The sequence below is a fragment of the Leuconostoc holzapfelii genome, assembly GCF_012396485.1.
In the GTDB taxonomy this organism is placed as follows: Bacteria; Bacillota; Bacilli; order Lactobacillales; family Lactobacillaceae; genus Leuconostoc; species Leuconostoc holzapfelii.
The window spans coordinates 17,022-41,921 of record NZ_JAAXPO010000010.1 but is presented as its reverse complement, the minus strand read 5'-3'; the positions used below and the strand labels follow the sequence as shown (position 1 = coordinate 41,921).

The 24,900-nt window shown below is 42.8% G+C and carries 27 protein-coding genes and 1 tRNA gene; 1 reads left to right on the top strand and 27 read right to left on the bottom strand.

Translation table 11 applies throughout. The features are described 5' to 3' along the window. Nucleotides 1-150: 150 nt before the first annotated feature. The 9 genes from HF966_RS08085 to HF966_RS08045 form a co-directional block, all read right to left on the bottom strand. Nucleotides 151-1,098 (bottom strand): sensor histidine kinase, encoded by a 948-nt coding sequence (locus HF966_RS08085; RefSeq protein WP_168677789.1) that lies wholly within the window; start codon nucleotides 1,096-1,098, stop codon nucleotides 151-153. A 393-nt stretch (nucleotides 1,099-1,491) separates the two neighbouring features. Further along, nucleotides 1,492-2,403: a hypothetical protein gene (locus tag HF966_RS08080; protein ID WP_168677787.1), complete on the bottom strand. Its 912-nt coding sequence runs from the start codon at nucleotides 2,401-2,403 to the stop codon at nucleotides 1,492-1,494. A gap of 639 nt (nucleotides 2,404-3,042) precedes the next feature. Further along, a complete protein-coding gene (locus HF966_RS08075) occupies nucleotides 3,043-3,687 on the bottom strand; it encodes a hypothetical protein (RefSeq protein ID WP_168677785.1) in 645 nt (214 codons plus the stop codon). Between the two features lie 147 nt (nucleotides 3,688-3,834). Further along, nucleotides 3,835-4,149, bottom strand: a complete 315-nt coding sequence (locus tag HF966_RS08070; RefSeq protein ID WP_168677783.1) for a hypothetical protein — start codon at nucleotides 4,147-4,149, stop codon at nucleotides 3,835-3,837. A 123-nt stretch (nucleotides 4,150-4,272) separates the two neighbouring features. Then, on the bottom strand, nucleotides 4,273-4,689 hold the full coding sequence (locus HF966_RS08065; protein WP_168677781.1) for a DUF722 domain-containing protein: 417 nt from the start codon (nucleotides 4,687-4,689) through the stop codon (nucleotides 4,273-4,275). A 401-nt stretch (nucleotides 4,690-5,090) separates the two neighbouring features. Continuing rightward, a tRNA-Ser gene (locus tag HF966_RS08060) sits at nucleotides 5,091-5,179 on the bottom strand. Between the two features lie 37 nt (nucleotides 5,180-5,216). Then, the gene (gene typA, locus HF966_RS08055; RefSeq protein ID WP_168677779.1) at nucleotides 5,217-7,055 is read right to left on the bottom strand and encodes a translational GTPase TypA; all 1,839 of its coding nucleotides are present in this window, start codon (nucleotides 7,053-7,055) and stop codon (nucleotides 5,217-5,219) included. A gap of 64 nt (nucleotides 7,056-7,119) precedes the next feature. After that, nucleotides 7,120-7,905 (bottom strand): inositol monophosphatase family protein, encoded by a 786-nt coding sequence (locus HF966_RS08050; RefSeq protein ID WP_168677777.1) that lies wholly within the window; start codon nucleotides 7,903-7,905, stop codon nucleotides 7,120-7,122. Further along, entirely contained in the window at nucleotides 7,902-8,174 is a 273-nt protein-coding gene (locus tag HF966_RS08045) for a UPF0223 family protein (protein WP_168677775.1), read from the bottom strand. Before HF966_RS08045 ends, HF966_RS08050 begins: the two co-directional genes overlap by 4 nt. Nucleotides 8,175-8,229: 55 nt before the next feature. Here HF966_RS08045 and def point away from each other — a divergent pair, with 55 nt between their 5' ends. Then, nucleotides 8,230-8,808, top strand: coding sequence for a peptide deformylase (gene def, locus HF966_RS08040; protein WP_168677773.1), 579 nt, complete (start codon nucleotides 8,230-8,232; stop codon nucleotides 8,806-8,808). A 4-nt stretch (nucleotides 8,809-8,812) separates the two neighbouring features. On the opposite strand, the gene HF966_RS08035 is transcribed toward def, so the two are convergent. From HF966_RS08035 to HF966_RS07950, 18 genes are all read right to left on the bottom strand, one after another. After that, the gene (locus HF966_RS08035) at nucleotides 8,813-9,382 is read right to left on the bottom strand and encodes a GNAT family N-acetyltransferase (RefSeq protein ID WP_168677771.1); all 570 of its coding nucleotides are present in this window, start codon (nucleotides 9,380-9,382) and stop codon (nucleotides 8,813-8,815) included. 101 nt (nucleotides 9,383-9,483) lie between these two features. After that, on the bottom strand, nucleotides 9,484-10,398 hold the full coding sequence (locus HF966_RS08030) for a DnaJ C-terminal domain-containing protein (protein WP_168677769.1): 915 nt from the start codon (nucleotides 10,396-10,398) through the stop codon (nucleotides 9,484-9,486). 101 nt (nucleotides 10,399-10,499) lie between these two features. Further along, entirely contained in the window at nucleotides 10,500-12,338 is a 1,839-nt protein-coding gene (gene dnaK, locus HF966_RS08025) for a molecular chaperone DnaK (RefSeq protein ID WP_168677767.1), read from the bottom strand. Nucleotides 12,339-12,424: 86 nt separating this feature from the next. After that, complete coding sequence (gene grpE, locus HF966_RS08020; RefSeq protein ID WP_168677765.1) at nucleotides 12,425-13,009, bottom strand: nucleotide exchange factor GrpE; 585 nt, start codon at nucleotides 13,007-13,009, stop codon at nucleotides 12,425-12,427. 17 nt (nucleotides 13,010-13,026) lie between these two features. Continuing rightward, nucleotides 13,027-14,055: a heat-inducible transcriptional repressor HrcA gene (gene hrcA / locus HF966_RS08015; protein WP_168677763.1), complete on the bottom strand. Its 1,029-nt coding sequence runs from the start codon at nucleotides 14,053-14,055 to the stop codon at nucleotides 13,027-13,029. A 120-nt stretch (nucleotides 14,056-14,175) separates the two neighbouring features. Continuing rightward, nucleotides 14,176-15,126, bottom strand: coding sequence for a riboflavin biosynthesis protein RibF (ribF, locus tag HF966_RS08010; RefSeq protein ID WP_168677761.1), 951 nt, complete (start codon nucleotides 15,124-15,126; stop codon nucleotides 14,176-14,178). A 1-nt stretch (nucleotide 15,127) separates the two neighbouring features. After that, on the bottom strand, nucleotides 15,128-16,036 hold the full coding sequence (truB, locus tag HF966_RS08005; protein WP_168677759.1) for a tRNA pseudouridine(55) synthase TruB: 909 nt from the start codon (nucleotides 16,034-16,036) through the stop codon (nucleotides 15,128-15,130). Beyond that, nucleotides 16,023-16,538: a PTS sugar transporter subunit IIA gene (locus HF966_RS08000; protein WP_168677757.1), complete on the bottom strand. Its 516-nt coding sequence runs from the start codon at nucleotides 16,536-16,538 to the stop codon at nucleotides 16,023-16,025. Before HF966_RS08000 ends, truB begins: the two co-directional genes overlap by 14 nt. 14 nt (nucleotides 16,539-16,552) lie before the next feature. After that, nucleotides 16,553-17,731: an aminotransferase class I/II-fold pyridoxal phosphate-dependent enzyme gene (locus HF966_RS07995; protein WP_168677755.1), complete on the bottom strand. Its 1,179-nt coding sequence runs from the start codon at nucleotides 17,729-17,731 to the stop codon at nucleotides 16,553-16,555. Nucleotides 17,732-17,827: 96 nt separating this feature from the next. After that, the gene (rbfA, locus tag HF966_RS07990; protein WP_168677753.1) at nucleotides 17,828-18,181 is read right to left on the bottom strand and encodes a 30S ribosome-binding factor RbfA; all 354 of its coding nucleotides are present in this window, start codon (nucleotides 18,179-18,181) and stop codon (nucleotides 17,828-17,830) included. A 47-nt stretch (nucleotides 18,182-18,228) separates the two neighbouring features. Further along, on the bottom strand, nucleotides 18,229-20,715 hold the full coding sequence (infB, locus tag HF966_RS07985; protein WP_168677751.1) for a translation initiation factor IF-2: 2,487 nt from the start codon (nucleotides 20,713-20,715) through the stop codon (nucleotides 18,229-18,231). Continuing rightward, on the bottom strand, nucleotides 20,716-21,036 hold the full coding sequence (locus tag HF966_RS07980; protein ID WP_168677750.1) for a L7Ae/L30e/S12e/Gadd45 family ribosomal protein: 321 nt from the start codon (nucleotides 21,034-21,036) through the stop codon (nucleotides 20,716-20,718). Beyond that, complete coding sequence (gene rnpM, locus HF966_RS07975) at nucleotides 21,026-21,322, bottom strand: RNase P modulator RnpM (protein ID WP_168677749.1); 297 nt, start codon at nucleotides 21,320-21,322, stop codon at nucleotides 21,026-21,028. Before rnpM ends, HF966_RS07980 begins: the two co-directional genes overlap by 11 nt. A gap of 56 nt (nucleotides 21,323-21,378) precedes the next feature. Then, complete coding sequence (gene nusA / locus HF966_RS07970; protein ID WP_168677748.1) at nucleotides 21,379-22,470, bottom strand: transcription termination factor NusA; 1,092 nt, start codon at nucleotides 22,468-22,470, stop codon at nucleotides 21,379-21,381. Nucleotides 22,471-22,578: 108 nt separating this feature from the next. Continuing rightward, on the bottom strand, nucleotides 22,579-23,055 hold the full coding sequence (locus HF966_RS07965; RefSeq protein WP_168677747.1) for a ribosome maturation factor RimP: 477 nt from the start codon (nucleotides 23,053-23,055) through the stop codon (nucleotides 22,579-22,581). Nucleotides 23,056-23,401: 346 nt separating this feature from the next. Next, entirely contained in the window at nucleotides 23,402-23,671 is a 270-nt protein-coding gene (gene rpsN, locus HF966_RS07960) for a 30S ribosomal protein S14 (RefSeq protein ID WP_168677746.1), read from the bottom strand. 1 nt (nucleotide 23,672) lies between these two features. Beyond that, nucleotides 23,673-23,822 (bottom strand): 50S ribosomal protein L33, encoded by a 150-nt coding sequence (rpmG, locus tag HF966_RS07955; protein WP_002815032.1) that lies wholly within the window; start codon nucleotides 23,820-23,822, stop codon nucleotides 23,673-23,675. A 162-nt stretch (nucleotides 23,823-23,984) separates the two neighbouring features. Then, nucleotides 23,985-24,890 (bottom strand): manganese-dependent inorganic pyrophosphatase, encoded by a 906-nt coding sequence (locus HF966_RS07950; RefSeq protein WP_168677745.1) that lies wholly within the window; start codon nucleotides 24,888-24,890, stop codon nucleotides 23,985-23,987. Nucleotides 24,891-24,900: the final 10 nt, after the last annotated feature.

Sequence of the window (24,900 nt, the reverse complement as noted above, 5' to 3'; positions counted from 1 at the left end):
TTCGTGAGCTGATAAACTAGAAGACATAAGCTGCAGATCCTTTATGGTTGATTTTAGTCAATTACCATTAAAGTCTCTGCAGTTTTTTTATGCAAGGTGTTCGGTTTAATTTTACAATCTGCCATAATCTTATAAGTTGTAGTCATATTATTAAGCCTTTCTTTTGTAAAGTATTCGCGCATTTTTTAGCTTGAATATCAACATCGTTCCAGGGAAACTTTCATTTGCTAAAGTAATGTTATCCGGCAAGTCACTTTCCATTCGTGCGTGCACCGAATTTGAATAAATATCTAAACTTCCCTGATTTGCCCTTATGAATTGTCTAATATTACTAAAACCTTGTCCACCCAGCCTCTTCTCTCTAGTGGTATTATTTACTTTTAAGGCCCATCTCATTGCTTGTATATCATCAAGCGTATCGTCTTCAGCATGATGTTTATCCCAATACTTTTTGACATTATTTACAATGCCAACTCCTCGATCTACTATACAAAGATATATTTCACTTGCGTTATTATTTAGTTTACCGTATGCAGCAATACCTACATCGCGACCATTTCCAGAGTGTTCAATTGCGTTTGCAAACATTTCTACGAAACTTCCTACCATTTCGCTATATAAACTTTCATCAAATTTAAATTGCATGTTTTCAAACCATTGTTTTTCTAAATACTCAAAAACATCATCAATAATATCATCAAGTTCACTACCGATAAAATCTCGGAACTGAATTTCATTGTGTTCCTCATCTTGAATATATGGTGATGTTTCTACGAATTTTTTAAAATACCTACTAATAAATCCGCTGAGTTCAAAATCCTTTTTTACTTCATCGGTAGCTGTTGCCCAACTATAAAAAAGTTTTCTCCCCCTTGTCTTAATATAGTTTGAAATAATTGCCATGTATGCGATTGCATATGTACTCAATCCTTTACATTTTTCAAAACTAAAAACAACTGGTAGCATTGATTCCGTACTATCTAACCTATTTAAGGTAGCATTAACTTGTTTATCAAAATTTGATAAAGTTGTAAATGCTTTTTCATTAGAATCTTCGACCATTGTCGGAACATAGATTTTGTACATATTTTGCTTCATACGCCTATATTACCAAAAATAGGATTAAAAATGTAAATTTTTATTTTTTATTAATATAAAAGATGAAGAATTAGATGCATTAGCATTAAATGAAATAAATTAATATTACATCCACAGAAAACATTGTTGAAATTTTCTTTTATAAAAGATTCGATATATCTATACTGGTTTTCCACCGAAAGAGTTTATTAATATGTAACAATATGTATAATCCCGCATAAAACCAGTTATTTACTAAAAACAAAAAGACCCGACCAGAATTTAATCCAGTCGGGCTTTAAATATATTTAATTAAAGTCGCAAGAATGCATCTGCGTTGAACCAAACTTCGCCATATTGACCATACTTGATGCCAACGGCATTTGTTGGAATAACTAGTTAGTATTCTCTTCCTTAATTTGAATTTGTATACAATTTAGAATTGTCAATTTTTTGTTGATTATCATTGTTGAAGGATTCCATTTGACTTGGATCACTCGGCTTTATTTGATTAAAATTCGTCCTACCCGTTTGATTGCTACCAGGCGCTGAAGTTGTGCCTTTTTGCCAATAAGGCCCCGTTGGCGCTGTATTTGTTAACCGTTGTGTCCCATCAGAAAAGTTCAATACATAATCATAACCGTCATCTACAGTATGATTAGACGCACTTTGTTCAGCAGCATGGGCTTCGCGATCTCGCTGCGCAATTCCTGTGTTATCAGTCTCACCTTTTTTGATAGTATGCCCATATGCGTTCACATAATACTCATCAGAATCGCTATTATTTGTCGATCCGTTATTCCCAGCAGCCAATGATGCGGAAAACGCGGTATTAATACTTTCTTGTTTCTCTCTGTAAGGCGCATAATATTTTTCAGGTATTGTGAATCCATAACTCGTTAAATCTTTTACTACTATTGTTCCATACTTATCTTGATAATGATTAAGAGTGACTGTGTAATTAATCCCTTTATTATTAACTTCGATAATCCAATTATCACCATCAGGATTGATATGCACTAACTTCGAGTGGTTGAAGTTTGGCGTTGAAGCAACAACGTCTAATGCAACTTTTTTACTCATTATCTTATTTATTGGAATAGGTGGCGCAATAACACCACCCAAACCATTGGGTTGTATTATCTTGTAGTCAACGCCACTTGCAACAAGAACATTGGTGTCACTCTTTTTTTTTATCGTTGAAGGGGATTGCTTAGCGGTTTCCGCTTGAATAGGTTTTTGATTTTGGCTACCCCAATATACCAAACCGCCAGCAACAATCGTTGCTGTCCCCAGAATGCTTAAAGCAATATATCTAATTTTCATTCTTTTCTCTCAATCTAAAACTAGTTATTCTTTTAAAGGTAATTATACGAAAGAGCCAATCTTATGTGTTTGTCGTGAACATATAAATCATCCTTTATTCTATAGAAGCCTCGATATTACCGGTGTGTAACTTCCAACATATTCTGACCGATTATCTAAATAATTCTGGTTCAAAAGATGCTGCTTGGTTAACACTACTTCTCGCAATGATTGCCACACCTTACTACGATAAAACTTAACTTGTGAACGTTTAACTTCGTTCGCGTTGCGGTCCACTTTATCGTAACGTTTGCGGTATGCATCACTGCTCGTTCGGCTATATTTCATGCGTGAATTCAGGTAATCATCCTCTAACGCACGATGTGCTTCACAATACCAATGTGGCAATGGTGCTAAGTTATGACAATTAGATTGTTTGCATGTTCTGACTTGCATTTCTGACTCCTTAGCTAAACACCAAAATAGGTTTCAATTAATTCTTTAATGGCACACAACGACTTATAAATACAGACCAGTGTAATTGTTCCCACGGTAATTTCTATACTTGAGGATAGTAATAATGCAAATATGCAAGTCCAGTACGCATCCATAAAGTGTTCCTTTCAACGTTTTACTGCAAAATAAAAAGCGCTTATGCGCTTATTCAAGTATCATCCTTTTTGCCTTGAGTTGTTCTTTTCTCGAATTAACCAATTCGTATTTTAAAGCTTGTTTAATAGGTTTCAACCGGTCAGTCACGTAATATGCTTTATCTGGAAGTTCGATTGTATTTTGAGATTCTTCGACTAAATCAAGGGATTTTTTCACTATTTTGTTTATTTCATCCAAAGTATCGTCTCTAAAATTATCGTTTACCGCAGGTATTTCCTTCTCATAAATTGTTGATATTTCATCTTGAAAACGCCAAATACTTTCCTTTACCGCATACTTCTGTTGGAGAAAACCCATCTGTTTTATTGCGTTGTTGACATTTTCTTCTAGCTTATCAATGTCACTGATTATTTCTTCACATTGCGAAATGAACAAATCGGTATCTTTCACTAAAAGCGCACTCGTATTTTTCTTTCTGTCTATTTCCCTTTCTTTCAAATACATAAAATAGGTAATTAAACCAGCTGGAATAATCCCCAAATAGCTACCCCAAAACCCTAACCAATCACCATGGGTTGTCTTATCGCCAAGAAAGGCTTGGGAAATTTGAATAACTACCGGAATAGCAATGAACAATCCTAATATTATAAAATATGTCCATTTGTTACTAATAATTTTTACTAACCTCTGCATTTCAATCCTCCAATAGCAATAATCATACCATTAAAGGAAACGTAATATTATTAGAGTTCCGCACTTTTATTCTCTCACAACCTAATAACGGCCTTAAATCACCACAAAATAAAAAGCGCCTAAACGCTTATTGATCAAATTAAATAATTAAAGTTGTTTTAGTTCGTTGTCTATTGAGCGGGCATCAGCGTCACTGCTGATATAACCATCGTCATCGAATGCGTTATTCCATTTTGTTGTTTTTAGAACATCTGCAATGTCTTGCGCTGAAAGCTTCTTGCCGTCTTTTGTAAAATACCAAAAATTACGATCGGGTTTATCATCACAAACAACTAGCACCTTATCGATTTCTTTATAACCAACAAATGCCAACTTATCGGTTTCTTTTAAATTAAGATGATACGTCATTACTTTTCCTCTTCCTTCATTTACTGTTCTGTCTGCTATTTTCGTCCATGTCACTAATCATACCACCAGAAAAAATGAATTGGATTAGAATTTAAATGAAGTGTTCAACCTTATAATCATTCAACACTACAAATTTACACCATATATTAACCATAAAACTGCACAAAAAATGCAGCATTATAGCACTGCGCCTAATATGTGTTTGATTTCTGCACGCCACCCCATCGCAGTACGCTCAGATATATGATATTTTTTGGCAACTTTAGTCCAAGTTATCAACCTACTGGAATAATAGTAGCCTACAACCATTCGCTTGTGAGGTTCATAGGTGGTTAACCAGCGCTGAATATCTTCTCGTTGGCTTTTCAACTTGTTCAGGACTGGATCCATCTGAACCCGAATAAATTCATCATCAGCGGGCCGTGAGTGCTTGTTCTGTGCTCTACCACCTCCATTGTTGTCATCATCTGTTCTGGAATAAACTTTCTTCCACGTGGTGTAGATTTTGCCAGTCAACTTGTCTTTCTTAACGATCTCTTGGTATTTGTCCTCGTCATCAGCATGTGATCGCCTTAAATTCTCTTCACGTTGCATGATTTTTAAATCGAGAAGACCAGAAAGGCCGTCTCTGTTACCTCAACAAAATGAATGTCACAATAAGCATAAGTTGATGTTTAGAAATACACTGTCCCAAACATCATGGGAAGAACGTCTGATATTTTCATTGGCAGCACCCAATAGAGAAAAATCATTAAATGAAACCGGACTACTTGCTCATATATGTGAAGACACACCGATTAGGCCTAAAACTCCTGAACAACGCATGCTACGCCTTTAATCCAGAGTGACAATCACTTGAGCATTTAGGTTAAGACAAATTTAGCGTGGCGCCAATTTGGCTCCGCGTGAGATGTTCTATTACGTGATGAGAAACAAAAAAACGTTGATATATCAACGTTTTAGTACATATTTTGGCTGTATATGAAATACCCTTAAGGAGATAGCGGGATTTGAACCCGCACACCGCGAAATGCGGCTCGACGGATTTCGAGTCCGTTGCAGTACCAGATTGTGCCATATCTCCATAACCAAGAACCACAAAGGGTTCTTGTTAAATTAAATTACTTTGATGCCTTACGACGCTTAGCAGCCTTTTCACGTTCAGCCGTGTTCAAGATTGCCTTACGGATACGAACGTTTTCAGGTGTTACTTCAACGTATTCATCATCATTCAAGAATTCCAAGCTGGCTTCCAAGTTCATGACACGTGGTGTCTTGATTGAAGCTGTTTGGTCCTTGTTTGATGAACGCACGTTTGATTGTGGCTTCAACTTTGTCACGTTGACAGAGATGTCATTGTCACGCGCGTTCATACCAACGATCATACCTTCATAAACTTCAACACCGGCACCGACGAACATTTGTCCACGGTCTTCAACACCCATGATGGCGTAGTTAGAAGTTGTACCTTGGTTGATTGAAACCAACGCCCCGTTACGACGGCCTGGTTCCCAGTTGCGGACAACTGGACGATATTCAGCATATGTGTGGTTGAAGATACCATAACCGCGCGTTGCTGACATGAATTCAGTGGCATAACCAATCAAACCACGTGAAGGTGCCATATAAGTCAAACGTGTTTGACCATTACCAACAGATTCCATGTTTTCCATTTCACCCTTACGTTGGTTCAATGAGTCAATCACTGTTGAAGCATATTCATCAGGTGTGTCAATTTGCACTGATTCGTATGGTTCTGATTGCACACCATCGATGTCACGATAGATAACTTGTGGACGTGATGCTTGCAATTCGAAGCCTTCACGACGCATTGTTTCAATCAAGATTGACAAGTGCAATTCACCACGTCCTGAAACCAACCAAGCACCAGCTTGATCTGTGTCTTCAACACGCAAAGAAACATCAGTGTGCAATTCGCGACGCAAACGGTCTTCGATTTGACGTGCAGTCACGAACTTACCTTCTTTACCAGCAAATGGGCTGTCGTTTTGACGGAAAGTCATTTGCAAAGTTGGTTCGTCAATACGCAAAATTGGCAAAGCTTCTGGGTGTGCTGGGTCAGCAACAGTTTCACCAACTGAGATATCTTCCATACCAGAAACAGCGATCAAATCACCGGCCTTAGCTTCTTCGATTTCAACTTGGTCAAGACCAATGAAACCTGAAAGCTTTGTCACACGGAATGATTGTGATGTACCGTCAAGCTTCAACACTTCAACGTTATCACCAATCTTGATTGTCCCACGCTTCACACGTCCGATACCAATACGACCAACGAAGTCGTTATAATCCAACATCGCCACTTGGAATTGCAAAGGTTCGTCTGAGTTATCAACAGGGGCTGGGATTGTTTCAAACACCTTGTCAAAGACTGGTGTCATTGTGTGTTCTTGATCCGCAACATCTGGTGACAATGATGATGTCCCGTTCATAGCTGACGCAAAGATCACTGGGAAATCCAAGTCTTCTTCATCGGCACCAAGTTCAATGAACAAATCCAACACTTCATCGACAACTTCTTCAGGACGTGCACCAGGACGGTCAACCTTGTTGACAACAACAATTGGTGTCAAGTTTTGTTCGAAGGCCTTCTTCAACACGAAACGTGTTTGTGGCATGGTTCCTTCAAAGGCATCAACAACCAACAAAACGCCATCAACCATACCCATGATACGTTCAACTTCACCACCGAAGTCCGCGTGTCCTGGTGTATCCAAGATGTTGATTTGCTTGTCGCCAACCTTAACAGCTGTGTTCTTTGACAAGATCGTGATACCACGTTCTTTTTCGATGTCGTTTGTATCCATCGCACGATCACCCAATTCCTTGCGTGAGTCCAATGTATCTGATTGCTTCAAAAGTTCGTTAACCAACGTCGTCTTTCCGTGATCGACGTGGGCGATGATAGCGATGTTACGAATATCTTCGCGATTTGCCAATTTCCTAGTGCTCCTTTAATTTAATGCTACTTATCTCATAGTAAAAGCTAGGGTCCAATGTGCCCTAGCTTTGATGCAACGTTAAAATATCACGATGCGCACGATTTGTAGCCACTAATACTATGTTTGATGATAACATATCTAGTGGCTGACCGTCAATATCTGAAACAGATAAACCCAGTGTTTTTGCTAAAACTTGCCCGGCTGCAAAATCCCACGGCATCATTTTTGAGGAATAGCCGACGGCTTGCCCTAAAATGACGCGAATAAACGATGGCCCTGCGGCCCCGATAATGCGAAAGCCTAAAGCGGCCTTGGCAATTTCGTCATAACCAAACATGCCATAAAGCAACCGTGCACCACTTAACAAAACCAAGCCTTCTGCCAAAGGTTCGTTTTTGGGCGCGCTGATGCGCAATTGGTTAGCATAAACCCCAATTTCAGGCCCACCGTGATAAACCACGTTGTTCACCACATCCAAAATCCAACCTAAAACAGGTTGGCTCCCGACATAAAAGCCAATCATGATGGCAAAATCCGTTTGCTCTTTGACAAAGTTCATCGTGCCATCAATCGGATCCACAAACCAGACATTACCTTGCATGTCTAGCTGATGATCGCCAAATCCCTCTTCACTCACAATATGGGCCTCAGGGTCAAAAGCACGAATTTTTGCGTTTAAAAAGGCTTCATTGGCTTGGTCAACGTTTGTCACCAAATCGCGACGATTGCTTTTGGTGCCCACGTCCAATTGTTGGGCCATGGCTGCCAATGTTTGTTTCCGGGCTTCATCAAGCCACAGCAGAACGGTTTGGTCAATTTCTTGTATTTCAAACTGGCTTAATGTCATCCCCGCACCCGATCTTTTGTCGTGGTTTGGGCAAGTTTCATTGTCTGGTAAATGCTGCGCCCTGTTTGGCGTTCAAAATCCCGGTCAAATTGCTTTTGTTCACTTTTAGCTGGCATCACATCGCGAAATTGGGCGTAGTGCGCCATTAATGTGGCCTTGGCAACACCAGTCTCATAAACCGCCAAGACACTATCAATAAAATTTGAAACCGCCACAATCTCGTCAACAGTCCAACTACTATCAATTGGTAAGGTATAATTTTCACTCATAGGTCTATTTTAACATGTTGTGCAGTTTGATATACTATTAAAGAGGTGAAAATACATGACAATTCGATTTACAATGGACAAAATCACGCGTGATGGCGATCCAGTGCTCAGACAAGTTGCCGCATCAGTGCCGTTTCCACTGAGCAAAGACCATGCGCAATTGGCTGAAGATATGATGACTTATCTTGTCATCTCTCAAGATGAGACACAAAACGAAAAGTACGGGCTTCGCCCAGGGGTTGGTTTGGCTGCCCCACAAGTTGGTGAGTCACTCCAAATGGCCGCTGTTTTGATTCCGTCACTTGATCCACATGAACACGATGAAGAACCTTACTTTAAAGGCACCATCTTTAACCCAGTGATTATTTCAGAATCCGTTAAGCGTGCCGCCTTAGATGTTGGTGAAGGGTGCTTGTCAGTGGATGAAGATGTGCCAGGCTTTGTACCACGGGCCAATCGCATCACTGTGCGTTATCAAAACGAACAAGGTGAAACAAAAACGATTAAGTTGCGTGACTATCCAGCAATCGTCTTTCAACATGAAATTGATCATCTCCATGGTCACTTATACTACGATCACATTGATATGAAATCCCCTTGGGAAGTTGATGATGAGACTAAATACATCGATTAAAAAGTCACAGGTTCGCCTGTGACTTTTTTGCTTGGTATTGCGTATCGGTGATGCCGTAATGTACCATATCCACCACTTCACCCTTTATAATTTGTGATTTATAAGCGACGCCCTCTTGTTGCATACCAATCTTGGTCATCACGCGGCCAGATTTTGGGTTGCGGACATCATGTTCTGAAAAGATTCGGACAAGCTTTAACTCGTCAAAGCCAACGGCCAAAATTGCTGCGGCGGCTTCTGGCATGATCCCGCGTCCCCAATAATTTTGATTGAGAACATAGCCAATCTCTGCCTGTCGGTGCGCCTCATTAAGCCGTAAATCAATGGTGCCAACCATTTTTTGATCATAAACAATCGCCCACTTACCTATCGGATCAAGCATGAAATAACCTTGAATGCTATTTTCTAGAACTTCTTGACGTGTTTTAACTGGTGGAACGGTGATGAACCGTACCGTTTCCTCATCTTGTAAATAGTCATACATCGCCTCAACATCTTCCAATGCTACCGGTCGTAAAACTAAGCGTTCTGTTTGTAAATGTGTCAAACCAGCTAATTGAGCTTTTAAGCGCATGGCGCTCTCCTTTGTCGTTAAAATTAAATTTTACTATACCACAATCTTATGAAATTTTCATTATGACACAAAAAAGCACGCCATCTCGCGTGCTTTTTGACTTAATCTGCTAATTCTTCTAATTTATCAAAGAAACTCTTTTTCTTTTTACCAGTCATCGCTTCTTGAAAGACTTCTAAGGCTTTCTTCTGGTCCTTTGTCAACGTTGTTGGCACTTCAACAAAGATTGTGACATATTGGTCACCATTCCCTGTGCCACGCAAACGTGGGGCACCCTTGCCGCGCAAACGGAACTGCTTACCAGTTTGCGTGCCGGCAGGAATCTTCAACTTCACGTCACCATGCACGGTCTTAATTTGAATTTCATCTCCTAAGGCTGCACTGGTAAAGCTCAACTTTTGTTCCAAGAAAACATCGGCGCCATCGCGTTCAAAGCCATCCTTTGACGGTGCGACTTGGAAGACCACGAACAAATCACCACGTGGGCCACCATTGGCACCCTCTTCACCTTGACCAGCCAAACGCATCTGTTGACCCGTTTCAACACCGGCTGGCACCGTGACCTTAATTTCGTGTGGCCCATCACCACGGTTAAACTTGATGGTTTCTTCTTTACCAAAAACCGCTTCCTCAAAGCTCAAGCGCATACGATACTGCAAATCTTGACCTTTACGTGGTCGGTTGGGATCAAAGCCGCCACCAAACATTTGGCTGAAGATATCACCCAAATCGGAAAAGTCGCCAAAGCCGCCTTGTTGATAGCCACCAAAGCCACCTTGTCCACCAAAACCACCATTGGCCCCTGCGGGACCAAATTGATCATATTGGGCACGCTTTTGTGGGTCACCTAATGTTTCAAAAGCTTCTTGCACGCCCTTATATTTTTCTTCGGCACCTGGTTCTTGGTTCAAGTCAGGATGATACTTTTTTGATAGCTTTCGGTATGCTTTTTTAATATCATCTTGGCTCGCATTCTTATCAACACCAAGACGGTCATAATATTCTGTATTATTCAACAGCCCGCTCCTTTTTCATATTATGTACACGAACCGCATCCAATCGAATGCGGTTCGCCTATTCATCAGTGACGCATGTTACTGATATATCATCGAAATGATTACTTCTTTGATGGGTCTACTTCTTCGAAGTCGCCATCAACCGTGTTATCATCCTTTGGCTTAGCTTCACCTTCAGCGCCTTCTTGTGGGGCAGCTTGTTGATAAAGCTTCATTGCAAGTTCTTGTGCAGCCTTGGCTAATTCTTCTGACTTTGCCTTCAAATCAGTCAAATCTGCATCATCAGCGGCAGCAGCTTCTTTGGCTTGCTTCAATGCTTCAAGCGCTTCTTGTGTTGCCTTCTTGTCATCATCACCCAACTTGTCGCCCACTTCTTCAAGTGTCGCTTCCGTTGAGAAGATCAATTGGTCAGCTTCGTTGCGTGTATCAACAGCTTCCTTCTTCTTTGCGTCGGCTTCTTCATTGGCCTTGGCATCGTTCATCATTTGTTCGATTTCTTCATCAGTCAAACCACCAGCGGCTTGGATGGTAATCTTTTGTTCCTTTTGTGTACCCAAATCCTTGGCAGAAACAGAGACAATCCCGTTACGGTCAATGTCAAATGTCACTTCGATTTGTGGTACACCACGCTTTGCAGCAGGAATATCTGACAATTGGAAACGTCCCAAAGTCTTGTTGTCGGCAGCCATTGAGCGTTCACCTTGCAAGACATGGATATCAACGGCTGGTTGGTTATCAGCAGCAGTTGAGAAGACTTGTGACTTTGAAGTTGGGATTGTGGTGTTACGATCGATCAACTTTGTGAAGACACCACCCATTGTTTCGATACCCAATGACAAAGGTGTCACATCCAACAAGACAACATCCTTCACATCACCAGTGATCACACCACCTTGAACTGCGGCACCAAGGGCAACCGCTTCATCAGGGTTAATTGAGTGGTTAGGTTCCTTACCAGTCAACTTCTTAACTGATTCTTGTACGGCAGGGATACGTGTTGAACCACCATTCAAGATAACTTCATCGATGTCTGAGAATGACAAACCAGCATCCTTCAAAGCGTTCAAGACAGGTTGTTCCGCCTTCTTGATCAAGTCAGCTGTCAATTCATTGAACTTTGCACGTGACAATGATGTTTGCAAGTGCAATGGGCCTTGATCACCAGAAGCGATAAATGGCAAGTCAATTTGTGCTTCGTTTGCAGAAGACAATGTCTTCTTAGCTGATTCTGCGGCATCCTTCAAACGTTGCAAAGCCAACTTGTCAGCCTTCAAGTCAATACCATTATCCGCCTTAAATTGTGCAGCCAAGAAATCAATAATCTTGTTATCGAAGTCATCACCACCAAGGTGTGTGTCACCGTTTGTTGACAAAACTTCAAAGACACCATCGCCTAATTCAAGGATAGACACATCGAATGTACCGCCACCCAAGTCGTAAACAAGAATCTTTTCATCCTTGTCCAACTTGTCTAAACCATAAGCCAAAGCAGCGGCCGTTGGTTCGTTAATGATACGTTCAACTTCAAGACCAGCAATCTTACCCGCATCCTTAGTGGCTTGACGTTGGGCATCGTTAAAGTAGGCAGGCACTGTAATAACAGCCTTTTCAACCTTTTCACCCAAGTAATCTTCGGCGTAACCCTTGATGTATTGCAAAATCATCGCTGAGATTTCTTGTGGTGTGTAGTCCTTACCGTCAGCTGTGACTTTGTAACCAGCTTCACCCATGTGTGACTTAATTGAGATAATGGTGTCTGGGTTTGTGATGGCTTGACGCTTAGCCACGTCACCAACTTGGGTTTCACCGTTCTTAAATGAGACAACAGATGGCGTGGTACGACCACCGTCTGGGTTTGTGATGATTTTTGGTTCGCCACCTTCAAGGACGGCAACTGCTGAGTTTGTTGTTCCTAAATCAATACCGATAATCTTTGACATGAATTTATTCTTCCTTTACTTTTTAATCAACTATTTTTATCTTTTTAAGGTGTGGTGCTGACGCTGAATCACCATGGCAATTGACCTTATTTTGCAACAGCAACCATGGCTGGTCGCAAAACACGGTCTTGAATCATGTAGCCCTTTTGCAAAACTGAGGCAATTTCATCAGACGCAACGTCTTCTGAGTCAACACTTTGAATGGCTTGGTGCTTTGTTGGATCAAAGGCTTCACCAACTTCACCCGTTGCTGAAATACCGTTATCTGTCAATGCTTGAACTAATGTCTTCAACGTCATTTCAACGCCTGTTTTAATTTGCTTGGTCACCGCATCATCTGCTTCAACTTGCAATGCCCGTTCAAGGTTATCAACGGCTGGTAAAACTGCCCCAGCCAATTTCTGACCGTCATACTTGCGGACGTTTTGCACTTCGCGTGCATGACGTTGTTGAATATTTTGAATTTCTGCTTGTGAACGCAAAAGCTTATCTTCTAATTCAGCAACTTTTGCTTCAAGAGCTGCAACTTGGCTTGCCTCTGGGGTTGCTTCAGCTTGTAACGCATCTGCATCCGCTTCGATTTGTTCTGTCACAGCTTCATCATCTGTTGTCACGTCTTCTGTTACAACTTCTTCTTCTGGGTTCACTGTTTCTTTCACTTCGTCTGCCACGTGGGTGACCTCCTAATTTATGTATATTCCAGCATTTTCTGGCTCAACGCTTCACCAAATGCATCCATCAACAAGATATTTCGGCCATAAGCTGTTCGAATGGGTCCGAGCAGGGCAATGACCCCATCGCCTTGATTTGGCACTTGGAAAGCGCTGGTAATCAAACTAAACTGTTTCAGTAACGGCTCACCAATCTCTTGACCAATCTTGATAGTGACATGGTGTGGCTGCGCCGTAGCGACGCGTCTAATATCCGGTGCTGACGAGAGAAATTCTAGCAATTGCTTCACTTTCTTCGTTTCGTCTACGTTTTCCCCGAAATCTAAAACGTTTAACCGGCCGCCAATATGCACGTTATCACCAATTGATCGTGCTAAGACATCACCGAACAACTGCAAAAATGCCGCAGGTGTCTTGATGACACGATTCATTTGAGTTGGTAACTCTTCTGACTGCATCAACCGCAAAACTTCCAAAATTGGATGTCCGATCATTTGATCGTTGATATACTTCACCATGCTATCCAATGACGAAACAGCCAATTCACGCGGTAGTTTGAACGTCTGACTCGTCACCTTGCCGTCACTGGTGACCAATACTGCAATCAATTGATGATTTTCTAAAGGTACCAAACGGAAGCCCGACACCTTAACATTTAAGCGTTTAGGCTTGAGAATTAAGGCTGTTGCGCCGGTCAATTCTGATAGCGTGCGAGCTGATTCGTCCAGCAAGTCATCAATTTCATGAAATATGCCACGAAAAGATTGCATGACCATAGCGACATCTTGATGAGTTGCGGTGCGTGTCGTCATCAAATGATCCAGATAATAACGATACCCTGCACGTGATGGGACACGCCCCGCAGACGTATGCAATTTTTTGATAAGATCAGCAGCTTCTAGTGCCGCCATTTCATTACGAATCGTTGCCGAACTCACTTTAATGTCAAGTTGTTCTTGCAAACTTTTCGACCCAACTGCGCGTGCAGTTTGTGTGTATTCGTAAATGATGGCGCCTAAAATTAATTTTTGTCTTTCTGTTAGCATGCCACCACCTCCGTTTTAGCACTCATAGATACCAACTGCTAACATCTATTATGATACACCTTTTTCCAAAAAATGCAAGTTCTTTAGCACTCTTTTTATTTGAGTGCCAAATAAAAACCCTTAACGCGTGTTAAGGGTTTCAAAATAGCGGCGTGTCGCCTGTTCGTCCTGTTTGAGTTGGTCGATTAAATCCGGTACTGTGGTAAATTTCACTTCCCCACGTAAATAATGATGCCACGCGACCGTGACCGCCTCGCCGTAAATAGCTTGTTTGAAATCTAAAATATTAATCTCAACGGTAATTGGCCGCGCATCGCCAAACGTTACATTGCGGCCGATACTTGCCATCCCTTGGTACCACGTCCCAGCAATCTGGATACCAACGGCATAAATGCCAATGCCTGGTAACCATTCTAATTCTGGTGTTTGGATATTGGCTGTTGGAAAGCCTAATTCACGCCCGCGGGCTTCGCCATGCACCACCATCCCAGTGGTTTGATGCACACGTCCGAGTTGACGATTGACCGTCGTCATATCCCCAGCATCTAGTGCGCGGCGAATCCCTGAAGAGCCAACTTTTTGGGCGGCCTCTTCAAACGCTGGGACGGTGATCACTTCAAATCGGTTAGCCGCGTACAGCGGTAACGCTTGCATGTTTGCTGTTTCTTCATGGCTACCATATAAATGATCAAAACCTGCGACCACAGCTGCTGGCTGCAAGGCCATCAGGACGTCATCGACGAATTGTTGTGGTGGCAGCTGGGCCAACTGTGATGTAAAACGCATCACATACACCCGATCCACACCTAACGCTTCAAATGCTGCGATCTTTTGATCGATTGGCGTTAAATAATGTAATGGGCTAGTCAAAGCCTTAAAAACAATCACAGGATGCGGATCATAGGTTAAAACAGCCAAAGGTAAGCCTAAACGTGTTGCCGTCGCTTTAGCTTGTCGGATAACCGCTTGATGCCCTAAATGCACGCCATCAAAAAAGCCCATCGTGACAACTTGTCGCTCAGGAGTTGGTAAATTTTGAATTGGATAATGTAAATAAATTGTTTCAACCATATTATTCATTTGTAAACACATAGCGAGATTGCCAGTGTTGATCAGCGGTATCATAGGCATATACCGCTTTTAACTCCCCTTGATAAGTCAGTTGTAAATAAGCATCGCTTGCTGGCCAGCTGGTTATTTTTTGCCCATTTTTGACAGCAAACCATTCATCATCAGTTAATGCCTTAACTGGCCATGTTAATATTGTTTTCACTGGCACCACATGAGTCAACACCGCTTCACGATCCATGGCAATGATTTGTGCTAAATCAACAGCTTGTGATAAATCCATGCCACTACCCATGGTCCGCGTCAAACTTGTCATGGTGGCGGGTACCCCAAGTTGCTTACCCGTATCGGCCGCTAAGGTGCGAATATAGGTGCCTTTAGACACCGTTGCTTCAAATTGAAACGTTTGTTGCGCCTGATTAAAAGTAATTGGTGAGGTACGATGAAAGTCGTAAATTGTTGCCGCACGCACTGGTCGTGTCACGGTTTCACCGGCTCGAGCATATTCGTATAATCGCTTACCCGCCACCTTGACTGCTGAAAACATGGGTGGCACTTGTTCAATATCACCATTTAGGGCTTGAATGGCTTGATCAATTGCCTCATCTGAAAACGGTGTTTTAATCGGTTGTTCTGCAATAACTGCCCCATCCAAATCTTCCGTTTCCGTTGCAAATCCTAAGGTAATTTCGCCAATATAACGTTTTGGTCGCGACTGAAGTTCATCAATGAGCTTTGTTGCTTTCCCCAAAGCAACAACTAATACACCATCAACATTGGGATCTAACGTACCGGCGTGGCCAACCTTTTTTTGCCCAACTGCACGGCGCACTTTAGCCACCACATCAAAGGACGTGACCCCTTTTGGTTTGTTTACAACAATGACACCGTCAACAGGGTTATTCTTCATCATCTGTCGCCTCTTGCTGACGCCAAATGTTTTGGCCAGCGTACACGGCACCATAGTTAACATTTGGTGTCACTTGGTCTTCAAATAAAACATAAACTTGTACGGGTTGTTCTGCTTGGCGCACTGCACCGATCAAATCGCCCGCATGTAATTGTTGCCCCGTGCCGTATGCTGCTAACCGCACATCGCGATGATCTTGAGAAATGACTTGAACAACCACCTTACCATAACGCTCATTTTGAATTGTCACGGCCCGTGGGTTTGCCTCAATAACGATGCCAGAAACTGGTGACATTAAATTATTACCGTTTGGAATCATCATAAAACCATTGCGATGGTTTAATTGTTCTTTCTCCACCACAATTTTTTGTAATTGGCCGGTCACTGGTGCAACGACGACTGGCAATTCTGAATTGCGCGCAATGTGCGTGGCATTGATCTGCCCGGTTGATTTAATTGTTGGGTGTTTGCTGGATGAAATAAATAAATTTTGCCACCAGTTCATAAATTACCTCTCAGTTATTTCCCACGTAATTGGTTAATATACGCAGTCATTCGCCGCATACCCTCGGTCAAGTCCGCATCTGATGCCGCATAAGAAATCCGAATATAGGCCTTTGCTGCCGTACTAAAGCCAGAGCCCGGCATAACGGCAACCTTCCCTTGCTGAGCCAACGCTAACGCAAATGCGTCGCCATCATCGCCTAAATCGGCGGGTAACTTGGCAAAGAGATAAAAGGCCCCTTCAGGCTGGACCACATCAAAGCCCAACGCTGTTAATTGTGGTAAAACGCGATCCCGACGTGCCTTGTATTGTGCCCGCATTGCAAGGGGAGTGTCCGTCACATCGCGTAAAGCCACTAACGCTGCATCTTGTATGAATGTCGGAATGGCAAATGTTAGCGCCCCATGAACTTTTTGCATTTGCGCAATCACTGCTGCGCTGCCTAAAATAAAGCCGACACGGTACCCCGTCATGGCATGAGACTTAGATAAGCCGTTGATGTAAATCGTTTGTTCTGGCAAAATTTCTGCAAAAGACACGTGCGCTTGATCATAGGTCAAGACCGCATAAATTTCATCAGAAATAACCCAAATGCCATGTTTTTTAAATGTCGCTGCCAAGGCCATGATTTCATCCCGCGAATAAGTCACACCGGTTGGGTTATTAGGATAATTCATTAAAATAGCGCGTACCGGCACTTTCGCATTGGCTACTGCGTCATCAATCATTTGTGGTGTCAACTTAAAACGATTAGCTGTTGTATCAATCCCGATCCGCGTGCCGCGTGCAATGGCAAGTGACGTGAAGTAAGGCCCATAAGCGGGTTCTGGTACCAGTAACCCATCTTGGTCACCTAACAATGTCAGCAAAACCACGTTGATTGCTTCACTCACACCAAGGGTCACAATCACGTTTTCTTCGCCAGCATAATTCAAATGATAGGTTTGATTAAAATAATCGACCGCTGCCAAACGTAAGGCGCGCTCACCTTGGCTTTCAGCATAATGTGAACGATCGTTATGAATCGCTGCAACTGCGGCTGCCTTAATCCGTTCATCTACTGCAAAACCTGGCTCACCAAAGGTCAGTTTTAAAATGCCAGGGATGTCTCTGACTTGCGCTTGAAATCCTAATAACCGATCCGGTGCAAGATCGGTGATGATTGGATTTAACGGTTGCGGCAAGCTTGTCATGTTTGAAGTCCTCATTTTTAGTCAAATTAGCGTAAGTCTATTTTAACACAAAAAACGCTACCCCTTTTGGCGTAGCGTTGATTTGTTCATTATTTCTTAATTTTCTGAATGAAGCTTGCGAATCAAATCTTCGATGTGATTCCCATATTGGACTGATTGATCACGCACAAAACGCAATTCTGGTGTTTTGTAAACTGTCAAGCGTGCACCCAATTCTTTACGAATTAAGCCACTTGACGCTTCCAAACCAGCTTGTGCCTTTTGCCCAGCACTTGCCAAATCAGACAAAATTGAATAATAAATTGTTGCAATTTGCAAATCACCAGATAATTCAACACTCGTTACAGTCACATCTTGTACCCGTGGATCATTGATCCGCTTCAACAAAAGATCTGTGACATCACGTTGAATTTCTTGTGCGAGGCGACCTGCACGTTGTGGATTAGCCATAACTCGTGCCCCCATTTCTTACTTATACGTTGTTCATGCCTAATGGCTTACTTAACCTTCACTTCGGCCATGATATATGATTCAACAACATCACCAACACGAATATCGTTATACTTGGCCACTGTGAAGCCAAATTCATAACCCATCTTCACTTCATTCACTGCGTCCTTACCACGTTGCAATGAGGCTACTTCGCCGTCATAAACTACAACGCTGTCACGCATGATACGAACCTTTGAATCCTTGGTAATCTTACCTTCTTCAACCATGGCACCGGCAATAATACCGACCTTAGAGAACTTGAAGAGTTCCTTCACAAGGACTGTTCCGATAACCTTTTCTTCATAAACAGGTTCAAGTTGACCCTTCATGGCTGCTTCGACATCATCAATGGCGTTATAAATCACGTTATAGAAACGAATATCTACCTTATCAGTGTCTGCTTGTGCCTTCGCCAATGGTGTTGCACGGACGTTAAAGCCAATAATAATCGCACCAGAAGCTGATGCCAACGTCACATCAGATTCATTAATCGCACCAGCAGCTGTATGGATAATATCCACACGCACGCCATCAACTTCAATCTTCTTCAATGAGCCGGAAAGGGCCTCAACAGAACCTTGCACATCGGCCTTCACGATAACTGGGACTGTCTTCATGGCCTTTTCAGACATTGTACTAAACAAGGTATCCAAAGTCACGACAGAACCTGAATTACGCACTGCTTCTTGTGCACGCTTGGCACGTTCTTCACCGGCAGCGCGGGCTGTCTTTTCATCCGCCATGACGATAAAGCGATCACCAGCTTGTGGCACATCGTTCAAACCAGTAATTTGTACCGGTGTTGCTGGCAAAGCTTCTTCTAGTTCAACACCACGTTCATTCGTCATTGTCCGGACACGACCATAAGTGTTTCCCACAACAATGGGGTCACCGACGCGCATTGTCCCTTGTTGTACCAAGACTGTCGCAACTGGACCACGCCCCTTATCCAAACGTGCTTCAACAACTGAACCACGTGCTGGCATATCTGGATCAGCCTTTAATTCAAGCACTTCGGCTTGCAACAAGATCATTTCTAGCAATTCGTCAACGTTTTGACCAAACTTCGCAGAAATCTTAACAAAGATTGTGTCGCCACCATATTCTTCCGGCACCAAATCATAGGCCATCAATTGGTTCATGACGTCATCCGGGTTCGCACCTGGCTTATCAATCTTGTTCACTGCCACGATAATTGGTGTTTCAGCCGCCTTGGCGTGGTTGATAGCTTCAATAGTTTGTGGCATAACACCGTCATCGGCGGCCACAACCAAAATCGTCAAATCAGTCACGTTAGCACCACGCGCACGCATTTCCGTAAAGGCCGCGTGACCTGGTGTATCCAAGAAGGTAATTGTCTTACCGTTAAGTTGCGTTTGATAAGCACCAATGTGTTGAGTGATACCGCCGGCTTCACCTTCAGTCACATTTGAGTTACGCAAGTAATCCAACAACGTTGTCTTACCATGATCGACGTGTCCCATGATGGTAACAACTGGTGGACGTGATACCAACTTATCTTCATCGATGTTTTCATCATCAAAGAACTTGTCGATATCGGCCACGTCCTCGTCTTCTTTCACTTGGGCGTCAATGCCATAATCTGCCGCCAAAATTTCAATGGTATCTGAATCCAATGATTGGTTTTGGTTAGTGACGATGCCCAAAAGGAACAACTTCTTGATAATTTCAGCTGTATCACGGTGCAACAACTTAGACAAGTCTTGCACGTTCATCCCCACACGGTATTCCAATACTTGTGGTAGCGGCTGTTCCTTACGTTCAGTCACTGGTGTGACTGGCCCCTTCTTAGCCGCAATGCGACGTGACTTCTTTGAACCACGTGGCTTATCATTACGGCGCGGTGTTTGTTGCCCAGTACCAGTAGTGTTGCGCTTACGTGAGTTGTTACGTGCTGAGTTGTTGCCTGATGCCAAAGCACCGCCAAACTTACCAGTGCCGGCAGCCGCTGTTGTCGTAGTGGCTTGTGCTGCTGGTTTCTTGGCTTCAGCTGGCTTCGCCGCAGGCTTTGCTGGCGTGGCTGGCTTTTTGGGTGCTTTTGCAGCGGCAGCCGCTTGCTTACGCTTTTCGTTTTCACTCACGTATTGCTTCAAACTGTTATCCGTTTGCTTTGAGTAATCCACTTGGCCTTCACGTGGCTTCGTTGACCAGCTCTTCTTTTCACGAATTTCAGGGCGACCACCAGTTGGTTGCATACGTGAACCAGGGCGCGCATTGCGGTTTTGACCAGCATTGTTTGGGCGACTTGCAGCAGCACCATTTGGACGTGAGGCGTTACGCGTCTGTCCTTGGCCATTATTTGGACGTGCGGGACGGCTTGAACGTGAACCAGCACTTGATTGTGACGCTGCTGATCCTTCTGTCAATTTTGCCGCGTGGCGGCGTTGTGATGCGGGCAACTCCTTACGTTCTGGGACTGCCTGTTTTCGTGCAGGACGGTTTGAGCCTGAGAATTTCTTTTCTTCTGCCATTTAGTTCCGCTCCTTTTCTGAAATTAATTGTTTAATTTTGCGACTAAAACCGCGATCCGCAATCGCAAATACACTGCGATTTACGCCGATTGCATCGGTTAATTGCGCCTTGGTATAGTCTTGAATCAGTGTGACTTGATAGAATGCTGATTTATCAGCGAATTTTTTAGCTTGACTTTGACCACCATCGCTAGGGAAAAAGGCCATTTGCACCTTATTGCCGCGAATTGCTGTTAATGTCGAGTCAGAGCCCAACACTAACTTACCGGCACGCATGGCTAAGCCAAGTAAATTTAAAATTTGGTCGTCTTTACTTATCACCAAACAACTCCCGTCGTGCTTGTTGATGATCCACATAAGCAATGAGTTCATCATAAAACGCATCGGGAATTTTCACCTCAAAGGCTTTATCAAAGATGCGCTTCTTTTTTGCAGTCGCTGCAATTTCACGATCTAAACCGATATAAGCACCGCGACCATTGGCTTTTGATGTTGGGTCTAAACTGACATGTCCTTCTTTATCGCGAACGACACGAACAAGTTCTTTTTTAGGAAACATTTCACCGGTAACGATGTCTTTTCGCATAGGTATTTTTCTTGGTTTCATAATATCTAGCGTGTCTTTATGCTCCGCAGAGCAGAAACACGTTTCCTTTCTTAAGATTATTCGTTGCTGTCGTTTTCAACGGCGACATCACTTGCTAAGGCGTTAGCCGCTTCGGATTCAGACTTAATATCAATCTTAAAGCCAGTCAAGCGGGCTGCCAAACGGGCATTTTGACCCTTTTTACCAATGGCTAATGACAATTGGTTGTCTGGGACAATCACTGTGACGGCACGATCATTTTCTGGATCAAAAATCACATCCGTGACTTCTGATGGGTTCAATGCATTGGCAATATACTGCGCCTCGTCTTCAACCCACTCGACAATATCCATGTTTTCGCCGCCAAGTTCATTGACAACTGCTTGCACACGGGCACCACGTTGCCCAACCATTGCGCCAACTGGATCAAGGTCGGCATCATGCGTGTAAACCGCAATCTTTGAGCGGTCGCCTGCTTCACGTGAAATACTCATGATTTCAACGGTGCCGTCATACACTTCTGGCACTTCTTGTTCAAACAAACGCTTCACCAAGTCAGGTGCTGTTCGTGAAACAAAAATTTGTGGCCCCTTAGCGTTATTTTCAACTTTGTTGACCAAAACCTTGATCCGATCACCCATCCGGTAATGTTCATTTGGCATTTGGTCAGCCGGTGCCATGGCGGCTTCTTGGTTGCCTGGCAACGTCAAATACAAGAAACGTGTGTCTTGACGATCCACTTCACCTGTGATGATTTCATCTTGATAGTCTGCAAATTTATTATAAATCGCTTCACGACTAGCTTCACGCATTTTTTGCACAATCACTTGTTTAGCTGCTTGTGCGGCCATGCGACCAAAGTCCTTAGGCGTCACGTCAAAACGAATTTCATCGCCTGGTTCATAGGCACGGTTGATGGCCAAGGCATCTTCCAAAGCCATTTCAGTATCTTCGTTTTCAAAATCTTCGTCTAAGACAACGACTTTGACTTGTTTGATCGCAACATTACCTTTTTTGGTATCAAAAATGGCTTCAACATTTTGTTCTGCATTATATTGCTTTTTATAAGCAGCTCTTAAAGCATCTTCTAATGCTTCGATCACGATCGTGCGTTCAATCCCGCGTTCAGCTTCAAGGGCATCGAGCGCGTCGACTAATTCTTTACTCATTCGCCTATCCTCATTTAATTAATAGTGTGCTGCTTATGGCAACGATTACCAACAGGTGTTTAACCAAGCTGCCAATTTACCTCGGCAACAATTTGCAACACTTGGGGGTTAAAACTGGATATCCAGCACTGCTTTAGCAATTTCATCAAATTGCAGTGCGATCTCACCTTGTGTCGTGGACAAGACGACACCCGTTTCAGTCACCGACTTCACTTTGCCTTGCCACTTTTTCTGACCTGACTTAGCCACAAAAAGCGCCACTAAAATGGTTTCATCAGCTTCCTGCACCCATTGGTAATGCCATGGTTGCTTTAACGGCCGGTCTGCACCGGGAGATGAAATATCTAATAAATACGCTTCTGGAATTGGATCTGGTTCGACCGTATCCAAAAGTTCGTTCACTGCTTGGGTAAAGTCCGTGATTTCTGCCATCGTAATCAAGGCATGATCTGGCTTATCCACCATGATGCGTAAAATCTTTTGACCGCCTTCTTTGCTAAAAGTTAAATCCCATAACAAATTATTTTGTTCGGCCACGATCGGTGTGATCAATTGAACAATTGCTTGTTCGACTTTATTTGCCATTTACCTACCCTCCTTTGATGAATTTGTACCCTGTATTGCAAGCAAGCGCCAATTTCATAAAAAATGAGCCGGCCGCATTGCTGTGACCCGCTCATTTACAATATCTATGTAAATTAACAAACTTAAGTATAACGCAATTTTTAAGAAATTGCAAACTTCAATACTTTTAAACAAAATAAAAAACCACATCGCTGTGGTTTTAACTCGTGTGTGAACCTTTATGACCCCATTCGCTATGCTCATTGAGGCAGTCACTGTATTTAGCTGATGCTATAATAATTGACTTTTAACGCGCCCACGTAATGCTTACTGGTGTAAGTTACGCAATTTCAACGAAAACTTAATGTTACCAAGAAGCCTTACGCACACCAGGAATTTGACCCTTGTGTGCCAATTGACGGAAGTTCAAACGTGACATACCAAATTCACGCATGTAAGCGTGTGGACGGCCATCAATCAAATCGCGGTTGTGTACGCGCACTGGAGATGAATCCTTTGGCAAAGCAGCCAAACCGATGTAATCGCCAGCTGCCTTCAATGCTGCACGCTTGTCAGCGTACTTTGCAACCAAAGCTTCACGCTTTTGTGCCTTAGCAATTTTTGACTTTTTTGCCATGTTACTTAATCTCCTTAAATGTTACAACTTTGCGAAGTTTTGGTGAGTACTTCTTCAACTCAAGACGATCTGGTGTATTACGACGGTTTTTTGACGTCAAGTAAATACGTTCACCAGTTTCATCATTTCCTAGAACAACGTGAATACGCATATCCTTACTCCTTAGTGTGGTTTGTTAAAATTATTTGCTTGTCAATACAAATAGTTATTATACATGATACCAGCATCAGTGTAAAGCGTTTTGATAAATTTTGACGAAAATTTGTTCGACAAAAGCTATTATCTCAGCCATCTCTTACTGCTAGATCCTGATTTAAAATTGACCTTCCAATGGTGGCACAACTTGCTTCTTACGTGAAACAACACCAGGCAAATCAATCACGTTATTGACCAATTGACCAGCAAATGCAGCTTCAACTTCAGCTGTTGCTTCGCCCAAGAAAACGGCTTTTGAATTTGAATTCAAGATGTCAGTGATGACAAACAAAAAGTTATCATAACCTTCTGCTGTCATCGCAGCTTCAATGCCTGCTTGACGTGACAACACATCTTCAATGGCAACCGTGTTAACTTGACCAATGCGGAATTGATGACCACCCATATCAAATGACTTGGCGTCGCCATCAATTAATTCTTGATCAGTGCGTGATGACAAGTCTGTGCCTGCCTTCAACAAGTCTAAGCCATAAGCTTCGTAATCTTCAAGACCAGCAATATCAGCCAAAGCCTTCAAAGCTGTTTCATCAAAGTTTGTCGTGGTTGGGCTCTTTAACAACAACGTATCTGAAATAATCGCTGAAGCTAATAGACCAGCAATTTCAGTTGGGATGTCAAATTGTGCTTGCTTGAATTCATAGTACAAAATTGTCGCAACTGAACCCCATGGCTTCGCCGTGATATAGAGTGGTGTTGTATTTGTAAATGAGAACTTGTGGTGGTCATAAATACCAGCGACTGTGACATCTGCTAAGTTATCAACTGATTGCGCGGCTTCGTTATGATCGACCAAAACGACTGTATCTGTATCTGCTGAAGTAATCACCCGTGGCGCAGCAACTTTGAAGTAATCCAAAGCAAATTGTGTTTCCGCATTTGGTGTACCTTGGGCAACCGCTTCGGCCCCTTCACCAATTTGGTTTAAGAAATAGCTTGCAGCAATTGCTGAAGCGATTGTATCTGTATCAGGGTTCTTATGCCCGAAAACTAATGTCTTAGCCATGAGTGAAACT

Bases quoted from the DNA above. Each gene is read 5' to 3' on its own strand.
- HF966_RS08085 (WP_168677789.1), bottom strand. From the start codon at position 1,098: ATGAAGCAAAATATGTACAAAATCTATGTTCCGACAATGGTCGAAGAT.
- HF966_RS08080 (WP_168677787.1), bottom strand. From the start codon at position 2,403: ATGAAAATTAGATATATTGCTTTAAGCATTCTGGGGACAGCAACGATT.
- HF966_RS08075 (WP_168677785.1), bottom strand. From the start codon at position 3,687: ATGCAGAGGTTAGTAAAAATTATTAGTAACAAATGGACATATTTTATA.
- HF966_RS08065 (WP_168677781.1), bottom strand. From the start codon at position 4,689: ATGCAACGTGAAGAGAATTTAAGGCGATCACATGCTGATGACGAGGAC.
- HF966_RS08050 (WP_168677777.1), bottom strand. From the start codon at position 7,905: ATGACATTAAGCCAGTTTGAAATACAAGAAATTGACCAAACCGTTCTG.
- HF966_RS08045 (WP_168677775.1), bottom strand. From the start codon at position 8,174: ATGAGTGAAAATTATACCTTACCAATTGATAGTAGTTGGACTGTTGAC.
- def (WP_168677773.1), top strand. From the start codon at position 8,230: ATGACAATTCGATTTACAATGGACAAAATCACGCGTGATGGCGATCCA.
- HF966_RS08035 (WP_168677771.1), bottom strand. From the start codon at position 9,382: ATGCGCTTAAAAGCTCAATTAGCTGGTTTGACACATTTACAAACAGAA.
- dnaK (WP_168677767.1), bottom strand. From the start codon at position 12,338: ATGTCAAAGATTATCGGTATTGATTTAGGAACAACAAACTCAGCAGTT.
- hrcA (WP_168677763.1), bottom strand. From the start codon at position 14,055: ATGCTAACAGAAAGACAAAAATTAATTTTAGGCGCCATCATTTACGAA.
- ribF (WP_168677761.1), bottom strand. From the start codon at position 15,126: ATGGTTGAAACAATTTATTTACATTATCCAATTCAAAATTTACCAACT.
- truB (WP_168677759.1), bottom strand. From the start codon at position 16,036: ATGATGAAGAATAACCCTGTTGACGGTGTCATTGTTGTAAACAAACCA.
- HF966_RS08000 (WP_168677757.1), bottom strand. From the start codon at position 16,538: ATGAACTGGTGGCAAAATTTATTTATTTCATCCAGCAAACACCCAACA.
- HF966_RS07995 (WP_168677755.1), bottom strand. From the start codon at position 17,731: ATGACAAGCTTGCCGCAACCGTTAAATCCAATCATCACCGATCTTGCA.
- rbfA (WP_168677753.1), bottom strand. From the start codon at position 18,181: ATGGCTAATCCACAACGTGCAGGTCGCCTCGCACAAGAAATTCAACGT.
- infB (WP_168677751.1), bottom strand. From the start codon at position 20,715: ATGGCAGAAGAAAAGAAATTCTCAGGCTCAAACCGTCCTGCACGAAAA.
- rnpM (WP_168677749.1), bottom strand. From the start codon at position 21,322: ATGAAACCAAGAAAAATACCTATGCGAAAAGACATCGTTACCGGTGAA.
- nusA (WP_168677748.1), bottom strand. From the start codon at position 22,470: ATGAGTAAAGAATTAGTCGACGCGCTCGATGCCCTTGAAGCTGAACGC.
- HF966_RS07965 (WP_168677747.1), bottom strand. From the start codon at position 23,055: ATGGCAAATAAAGTCGAACAAGCAATTGTTCAATTGATCACACCGATC.
- rpsN (WP_168677746.1), bottom strand. From the start codon at position 23,671: ATGGCAAAAAAGTCAAAAATTGCTAAGGCACAAAAGCGTGAAGCTTTG.
- rpmG (WP_002815032.1), bottom strand. From the start codon at position 23,822: ATGCGTATTCACGTTGTTCTAGGAAATGATGAAACTGGTGAACGTATT.
- HF966_RS07950 (WP_168677745.1), bottom strand. From the start codon at position 24,890: ATGGCTAAGACATTAGTTTTCGGGCATAAGAACCCTGATACAGATACA.